This is a genomic window from Caulobacter sp. P1_B12_2 (assembly GCF_056406675.1).
On sequence record NZ_JBFTZS010000218.1, the window covers coordinates 1 to 7,443 of the forward strand.

Annotated in this window: 7 protein-coding genes; 4 read left to right on the forward strand and 3 right to left on the reverse strand. The window is 69.3% G+C overall.

Annotated features, from left to right (window positions below; translation table 11 throughout):
- Positions 1–1,480: glucan biosynthesis protein G (locus AC1DZ6_RS14475; RefSeq protein WP_477097858.1), on the reverse strand; the 1,480-nt coding region annotated here is incomplete at its 3' end.
- Between the two features lie 221 nt (positions 1,481–1,701).
- Here AC1DZ6_RS14475 and AC1DZ6_RS14480 point away from each other — a divergent pair.
- The 4 genes from AC1DZ6_RS14480 to AC1DZ6_RS14495 are packed head-to-tail and all read left to right on the forward strand — an operon-like array spanning position 1,702 to position 5,241.
- Complete coding sequence (locus AC1DZ6_RS14480; RefSeq protein WP_477097859.1) at positions 1,702–2,817, forward strand: ABC transporter permease; 1,116 nt, start codon at positions 1,702–1,704, stop codon at positions 2,815–2,817.
- Complete coding sequence (locus AC1DZ6_RS14485) at positions 2,814–3,668, forward strand: ABC transporter ATP-binding protein (RefSeq protein WP_477097860.1); 855 nt, start codon at positions 2,814–2,816, stop codon at positions 3,666–3,668. Before AC1DZ6_RS14480 ends, AC1DZ6_RS14485 begins: the two co-directional genes overlap by 4 nt.
- Entirely contained in the window at positions 3,668–4,606 is a 939-nt protein-coding gene (locus AC1DZ6_RS14490) for an MlaD family protein (protein ID WP_477097861.1), read from the forward strand. Before AC1DZ6_RS14485 ends, AC1DZ6_RS14490 begins: the two co-directional genes overlap by 1 nt.
- Positions 4,603–5,241: an ABC-type transport auxiliary lipoprotein family protein gene (locus AC1DZ6_RS14495; RefSeq protein ID WP_477097862.1), complete on the forward strand. Its 639-nt coding sequence runs from the start codon at positions 4,603–4,605 to the stop codon at positions 5,239–5,241. Before AC1DZ6_RS14490 ends, AC1DZ6_RS14495 begins: the two co-directional genes overlap by 4 nt.
- Here AC1DZ6_RS14495 and AC1DZ6_RS14500 read toward each other — a convergent pair.
- Positions 5,238–5,681 carry a transcriptional repressor gene (locus AC1DZ6_RS14500; RefSeq protein ID WP_477097863.1) on the reverse strand — a complete coding sequence of 148 codons (444 nt, stop codon included), beginning with the start codon at positions 5,679–5,681 and terminating at the stop codon, positions 5,238–5,240. The genes AC1DZ6_RS14495 and AC1DZ6_RS14500 overlap by 4 nt on opposite strands.
- A 107-nt stretch (positions 5,682–5,788) precedes the next feature.
- Positions 5,789–7,443: catalase/peroxidase HPI (katG, locus tag AC1DZ6_RS14505; RefSeq protein WP_477097864.1), on the reverse strand; the 1,655-nt coding region annotated here is incomplete at its 5' end.

Sequence of the window (7,443 nt, forward strand, 5' to 3'; positions counted from 1 at the left end):
GCGACAGGTCCATGGTCGCCGCCTTGGGCCTCACGCCGAACGCCACGCGGGCCGCCGCCTCGTCGGGATAGGGCGACAGGTCGCGCCAGACGATCTCGCCGCCGTCGGCCTGAAGATCCATCGCCACCCCGTCCAGCCCCTCGGCCAGGGCCCCGCCTTGCAGATCGACGGTGAACAGCCGCAGGCCGGCCTGGGCGTCGGCGCCGGTGCGGGTGCGGAACACCCGGGCGTCGGGGCTGGCGAAGCGCTCCTGGCCCCAGTGCAGGCGATAGCGCAGGTCGACCTGGGTCCCGGCCTTCCACGGCGCCTTGGGCCGCCAGAAGATGGCGATGTTGTCGTCGGTCTCCTTGGTGGTGGCCAACTCGGCCAGGTGCACCGCGCCCTCACCCCAGGCGTCCAGGGGCTCGACCCACAGGCTGGGCCGCAGGTCGTAGCGGGCCTGCAGGTCGCCGAAGTCCTCCAGCGCCCTGGCCCGCTGCACAAGGCCGAAGCCCTTGGGGTCCTGATCGGGGAAGTTGCTCAGGCGATGGGCCTTGGGGTTCTGCAGCGGCCGCCAGATGTGCTCGCCCTGCCCCGTCCAGATCGCCAGGCCGTCACTGTCATGCACGGCGGTGCGATAGTCCTGCAGTTGCGACGGGTCGGCGACGTTGAACAGGAACATGCTGCTCATGGCCGCCACGCCCGCCTTGGTCATGGTCGCGCGTGGAAAGACGCTGGCGGCGACCTCGAACGTCACGTCCTCGCCCGGCCGGATCGTGAAGCTGTAGACGCCGGTGCAGTTGGGGCTGTCCATCAGGGCGTGGACCACCACCGCGTCGCTGTCGATGGCCTGACCGCTGCTTTGGGGCCGCTCCAGCCAGAAGCTGGTGAAGTCGGGGAATTCCTCGTTCGGCTCGCCGGCGCCGATCGCCAGGCCGCGCGCCGACAGGCCGTAGCGCTGACCGCGCCCCAGGCTGCGGAAATAGCTGGCGCCCTGGAACACCGCGACCTCGTCCAGCTTGCCGGCCTCGTTCAGCGGCCACAGCAGACGGAAGCCGGAAAAGCCGGTCCAGCCCTTGGCGACGTCGGCGTGCTCGCCCGGGATGTCGAACATCGCCGGGTCGAAGGCGATGGGCCGCGCCAGGCCGGCCGCGACCTCGAAGATCGGCAGCGGACGGGGATACAGCCAGGCCGGTGGAAAGAACTCGGCCCGGAAGGCGGGCTGGCGGTCCTTCCAGAGGTCGGCTTCCGACCGATAGCGAATGCGGAAATAGTCGTCGTAGGACAGGCCGGTGATGGTCGGCGGCGCGGGCGGCTTGGCGTAGGGCGCGGCGGCCAGGCTCCGGGCCTTGTCGCGCAACCCCTCGACGGAGAACGGCTGGTTCACGGCGTCATCCACGGCGGGCGTCCGCGCCGCCGCCAGGCGCGGCGCCAGGGCGAGAACCGCCGACAGCGAAAGACCGCCCAGCGCCGCGCGGCGGTTGACCAAACTCGAAAACATGCGGGCCTTCTAAAGCAACGCCCCCGTTGCACGCCATACAACGCACCTTTAGCGACAACGGTTCGCCGTTTCGCCCAGATCTGGACATGCCCGCTGGCGCGACGCGCCGCACCCGCTTATTCCTAACGCAACAAGCGCGGCAACAAGCACGGCCTTGGCACGTTTGGGCTTGGTCGGCGCCGGTTTGGTTCGACCTCGGACTAGAGGACCAACGAGACTTCATGGGCGCTCCGGCTGATTTTACCCTCAAGGAGACCGCTGGTCACAAGACGGCCGTGCTCTCGGGGGACTGGACCGCGCGCGGCATGGTCGACGCCGGCGAGCGCCTGGTCCAGGCCATGGAAGGCTCCAAGGCCATCGACCTGGACCTCAGCGACATCAGCCGCTGCGACACCGCCGGGGCCTACGCCATCATCCGCGCCGCCGACGGCCGGCTCAGCGCCGGCAAGATCAAGGCCGGTCCCCGCACCCTGCGCCTGCTGCAACTGGTCGACGACGCCATCCAGGTCGAGCCCGAAGCGCCGCCGCCGCAGAAGGGCTTCGTGGCCCTGCTGGAGCGTATCGGCCGCGGGGTCTACGGCCTGGGCGACGACCTCTACGGCACCCTCGCCTTTCTGGGTCACCTGCTGGTCGCCATCGGCCGCTGCATCGCCAAGCCCAGCCGCATCCGCTGGGCCCCGGTGGTGTCGCTGGCCGAGCGCGCGGGGCTGGACGCCATCCCGATCGTCGCCACGACCACCTTCTTCATCGGCGCCGTCGTGGCCCTGCTGGGCGCCAACCTGCTGACCCAGTTCGGGGCCCAGGTGTTCGCCGTCGAGCTGATCGGCATCTCGGTGCTGCGCGAGTTCAACATCCTGATCACCGCCATCCTGCTGGCGGGCCGTTCCGCCTCGGCCTTCGCGGCCGAGATCGGCTCGATGAAGATGAACCAGGAAATCGACGCCATGCAGGTGATGGGGGTCGATCCCTACGAGGCCCTGGTTCTGCCGCGCTTCGCCGCCCTGCTGATCACCATCCCGCTGCTGACCTTCGTGGCCACCCTGGCCGGCCTGGCCGGCGGCATGATGGTCACCTGGGCGGTGCTGGACCTGTCGCCGACCTTCTTCCTGCAGCGCATGCAGGACTCGGTGGGCGCCCAGCACTTCCTGATCGGCCTGTCCAAGGCCCCGGTCATGGCCATGGTCATCGCCGCCATCGGCTGCCGCCAGGGCATGGAGGTCGGCAACGACGTCGAGTCGCTGGGCCGTCGGGTCACGGCCGCCGTGGTCCACGCCATCTTCGCGATCATCGCCATCGATGCCGTGTTCGCCCTGATCTACATGGAGCTGAACGTATGACGGCCCTCGACGTGGACACCGTCGACGCCGAGACGCCGTCGACCGCCGAGGCGCCGCCGATCCGGGTCACGGGCCTGGTGTCGCGCTTCGGCGACAACGTCATCCACGACGGCGTGGACCTGACCGCGGAGCGCGGCGAGGTGCTCGGCGTGGTCGGCGGTTCGGGCGCCGGCAAGTCGGTGCTGCTCAACACCATCATCGGCCTGAAGATCCCCGACGGCGGCTCGGTCAAGCTGTTCGGCCAGGACATGGCCGACGCCTCGCGCAAGCGCTGGAACGTGATCGAGCGCCGCTGGGGCGTGCTGTTCCAGCAGGGGGCGCTGTTCTCGAACCTGACCGTGCGCGAGAACGTCTCCGCGCCCCTGCACGAGCATACCCGCCTGCCCAAGGGCGAGATCGAGCACCTGGCCGACCTGAAGATCGCCCTGGTCGGCCTGCCCGCCCGGGCCGGCAACCTCAAGCCCGCCGAACTGTCGGGCGGCATGCGCAAGCGCGCCGGCCTGGCCCGCGCCCTGGCCATGGACCCCGAGCTGCTGTTCCTGGACGAGCCCACCGCCGGCCTGGACCCGATCAGCGCCGCGGCCTTCGACACCCTGATCAAGGACCTGTCCGACAGCCTGGACCTGACGGTGTTCATGATCACCCACGACCTGGACACCCTCTACGAGATCACCGACCGCATCGCGGTCATCGCCGACAAGAAGGTCGTCGCCACCGGCTCCGTCCAGGAGCTGGAGAAGAACGACCACCCCTGGATTCAAGAATACTTCATGGGGCCGCGCGGACGCGCGGCCGCCGGTCAGCCGGCGCCCTCCAGAGGGCCCTCCAAGTCGACGTCGAGGACGAGCTGATGGAAAGAAACGCCAACTACGCCTTGGTGGGCGCGGCCACCCTGATCCTGTTCATGGGGGCTCTGATCTTCGGCGTCTGGCTGGCCAAGCTCAGCTTCAACCAGGAATACGACCTGTACGACGTGTTGTTCGTGGGCCCCGTGCGCGGCCTGTCGGACGGCGGCGAGGTGCACTTCAACGGCATCAAGGTCGGCGAGGTCACCAAGATCGCCCTGGACAAGTCCGACCCCAACCGCGTCATCGCCCGCGTGCGCGTCACCTCGGACGTGCCGATCAAGACCGACAGCTTCGCCACCCTGGAGCCCCAGGGCATCACCGGCGTGAACTACGTGCAGATCACCGCCGGCGCGCCCGCCAAGCCGCTGCTGAAGAGCACCGTCAAGAAGGACGAGGTGCCGGTGATCCGCAGCCAGCGCAGCGCGCTGTCCGACCTGCTGGAGGGCGGCGGCACCGTGCTGACCCGCACCATCGAGGCCCTGGACCGCATCAACCGCGTGCTGTCGGACGACAACGTCAAGACCTTCAGCGCCGCGATCAGCGACGTCCAGTCGGTCACCGCCGAACTGCGCGAGCGCAAGGCGATCATCGCCGACGCCCAGAAGGCGCTGCAGAGCATCGAGGCCACCTCGACCCGGATCGGCGAGCTGTCGGACTCGGCCAACGGCCTGGTCAACGGCGACGCCAAGCGCACCCTGAAGAACCTGGGCGACGCCGCCGACGAGCTGAAGGCCACCGCCAAGGACGTGCGCGGCATGGTCGGCAAGCTGGAAGGCCCGACCAGCGACTTCGCCACCACCGGCCTGCCGCAACTGTCGTCGGCCGTCGTCACCCTGCAGTCGGCCGCCGAGTCCCTGGACCGGCTGGTCAGCGAAGTCGAACAGAACCCGCGCGCCCTGGTCGGCAAGGCGCCCGCCAAGGAACTGGAGGTCAAGCCGTGATCACCCTGCGCAACACCCTCCGGTCGCTGGGCGTCGTCGCCGTCGCGGTCGCCCTCACCGGCTGCATCAGCCTGTTCCCCAAGGCCAAGCCCGCCGGCCTCTACCGCTTCGGCCACGTCGCGGCCGAGAGCTCGCGGCCCAGCAGCGACAAGAGCTTCGGGGTCTTCAAGACCCCGACGGTCTTCACCCGCGCCGCCATGAGCGACCGCCTGCTGTCGGTCACGAACGGCGAGGCGGCCTACATCTCCGACGCTCGCTGGGTCTCGCCGGCCATCGTGCTGTTCGACGAGGCGGTGGCCCGGGCCTTCGAGGCCGACAACAGCCGCGGCCGCCTGGTCACCCGCGGCGAGACCGCCAAGGCGGGCATGGCCCTGCGCCTGGAGGTCCGCTCGTTCGAGACCGACTATGTGAACGGCCCCAAGGCCCCGCCCGAGGTGCTGGTCGAGATCCGCGCCGTCATKACCCGCAACAACGACCGAGCCCTGCTGGGCGACAAGGTGTTCGTCGCCCGGGTCAAGACCGCCGACAACCGCCTGTCGGCCATCGTGCCGGCCTACGACCAGGCCGTAACCCAGGCGCTGTCCGAGATCGTGGCCTGGGTCAGCGACGCGGGCGGCAAGCTCCCGGCGGGCTAGCCGCGCTCCGGATCGAACGCTGTCGTCGGATCGCGGCGGAAGCGCACCAGGATCTCCACCTCGTCCGGCCGTTTGGCCAGGGCGTCGCGCACCATGGCCAGCAGGGTTTCCGGCGAGACGTGCAGGTCCACCACCTGGCCGGACTCCTCGTAGACGAGGTGGGAGTGCGGCTCGGCCACGGTGTCGAACACCCGCTCCGTCGTCGTGGTCGGCACGCGGCCTATCAGGCCATGATCCGCGAAAGCTTCGAGATAGCGGGCAAGGTCAGCGGGGGACAGGGGAAGACCCGCCTCGGCGGCCAGGTCGGCAACCTCCGAGAGCGTCAGGTGGGTCTCCTGCGAGCCGCGCATCAAGGTCAGCAAACGCGCGGGCGTTCCGCGGCAAGGCAGGCCTGCGCGGCGAAGCTCGTCCTGAAGAGCGGCCTCCACGGCGTGGGGCATCCAACATCCTCCCAAGGCGTTCGGGACGGCCGCGGTCGTTGGTGCGCCGCGGCCTGGTCCGAAGCTCAAGAATTCCGGGCGCGGCGTCGCGGCCGCGCCCGGGCGTATCAGGCGGCGAGGTCGAGCCGGTCGGCGTTCATCACCCTGTTCCAGGCCGCGACGAAGTCCCTCACGAAGGTCTCCTGAGCATCCGCGCAGGCATAGACCTCGGCGAGGGCCCGAAGTTCGGCGTGTGAGCCGAAGATCAGGTCGACGCGGGTGGCGGTCCAGCGCGGATCACCACCCGCGCCATCGTGTCCGGCGAAGGCGTTGACGGCGGTCGGGCTCCAAGTGGTCCCCATGGCCAGCAGATTGACGAAGAAGTCGTTGGTCAGCACGCCCGGGCGGTCGGTGAACGCCCCGGCCTTGGAGCCGCCCGCATTGGCGCCCAGGACCCGCAGGCCGCCCACCAAGACGGTGGTTTCCGGACCCGACAGGCGGAGCAGTTGGGCGCGATCGATGAGGGACTCTTCGGGCGACATGAAGTGGTCGCCCGCCTTCCGGTAGTTGCGGAAGGCGTCTGAGCGGGGCTCCAGCGGCGCGAACGAGGCCGCGTCGGTCTGCTCCTCCGTGGCGTCCATCCGCCCGGGGGCGAAGGGCACCACCACGCTCGCGCCGGCGTCCTTGGCGGCTTTCTCGATCGCCGCCGCGCCGCCCAGCACGATCAGATCAGCCAGCGAGATCTTCTTGCCGCCCGCGGCCGAACCGTTGAAATCGCCCCGGAGGCTTTCGAGGGCCGCCAACACCTTGGCCAAGACGGGCGGATTGTTGACCTCCCAGTCCTTCTGCGGCGCGAGGCGGACGCGYGCGCCATTGGCGCCGCCCCGGCGGTCGGAACCGCGATAGGTCGAGGCCGAGGCCCAGGCCGTCCCGACCAGTTCGGCGACCGAAAGGCCCGAGGCCAGGATCTTCTGCTTCAGGGCCGCGACGTCGGCGGCGTCGACCAGCGGATGGTCCACGGCCGGGATCGGGTCCTGCCAGATCAGGGTTTCCTGCGGAACCAGTGGGCCGAGGTAGCGGCCTTTGGGGCCCATATCGCGGTGGGTCAGCTTGAACCAGGCCCGGGCGAAGGCGTCGGCGAATTGGTCGGGGTTCTCCAGGAACCGCCGCGAGATCTTCTCGTATTCGGGATCGAAGCGCAGGGCCAGGTCCGAGGTCAGCATGGTCGGCACATGCTTCCTGGCGTTGTCATAGGCGTCGGGGATGTCGGCCGGAGCGTTCTTGGCTTGCCACTGCTGGGCGCCGCCGGGGCTCTTGGTCAGTTCCCACTCGAACTTGAAGAGGTTCTCGAAGAAGTGGTTGCTCCACTTCGTCGGGGTCTGGCTCCAGGTGACTTCCAGCCCGGAGGTGATCGCGTCTGCGCCAACGCCCGTGCCGTGCTTGCTGCGCCAGCCCAGGCCGTGGTCATGGATCTCGCCGCCTTCGGGTTCGGGACCGACGAACGACGGATCGCCCGCGCCGTGGGTCTTGCCGAAGGTATGACCGCCCGCGATCAGGGCCACGGTTTCCTCGTCGTTCATCGCCATTCGCGCGAAGGTCTCGCGGATGTCACGAGCGCTGGCGACGGGATCGGGATTGCCGTTAGGGCCTTCGGGATTGACGTAGATCAGGCCCATCTGCACCGCGCCCAGGCTTTCGTGCAATTGGCGTTCGCCGCTGTAACGCTCGTCGCCCAGCCATGAGCCTTCCGGCCCCCAGAACAGCTCCTCCGGCTCCCAGGTGT

What these genes read in the sequence shown, in the direction of transcription:
- AC1DZ6_RS14480 (WP_477097859.1), top strand. Translation starts at nt 1,702, where the DNA reads ATGGGCGCTCCGGCTGATTTTACCCTCAAGGAGACCGCTGGTCACAAG.
- AC1DZ6_RS14485 (WP_477097860.1), top strand. Translation starts at nt 2,814, where the DNA reads ATGACGGCCCTCGACGTGGACACCGTCGACGCCGAGACGCCGTCGACC.
- AC1DZ6_RS14490 (WP_477097861.1), top strand. Translation starts at nt 3,668, where the DNA reads ATGGAAAGAAACGCCAACTACGCCTTGGTGGGCGCGGCCACCCTGATC.
- AC1DZ6_RS14500 (WP_477097863.1), bottom strand. Translation starts at nt 5,681, where the DNA reads ATGCCCCACGCCGTGGAGGCCGCTCTTCAGGACGAGCTTCGCCGCGCA.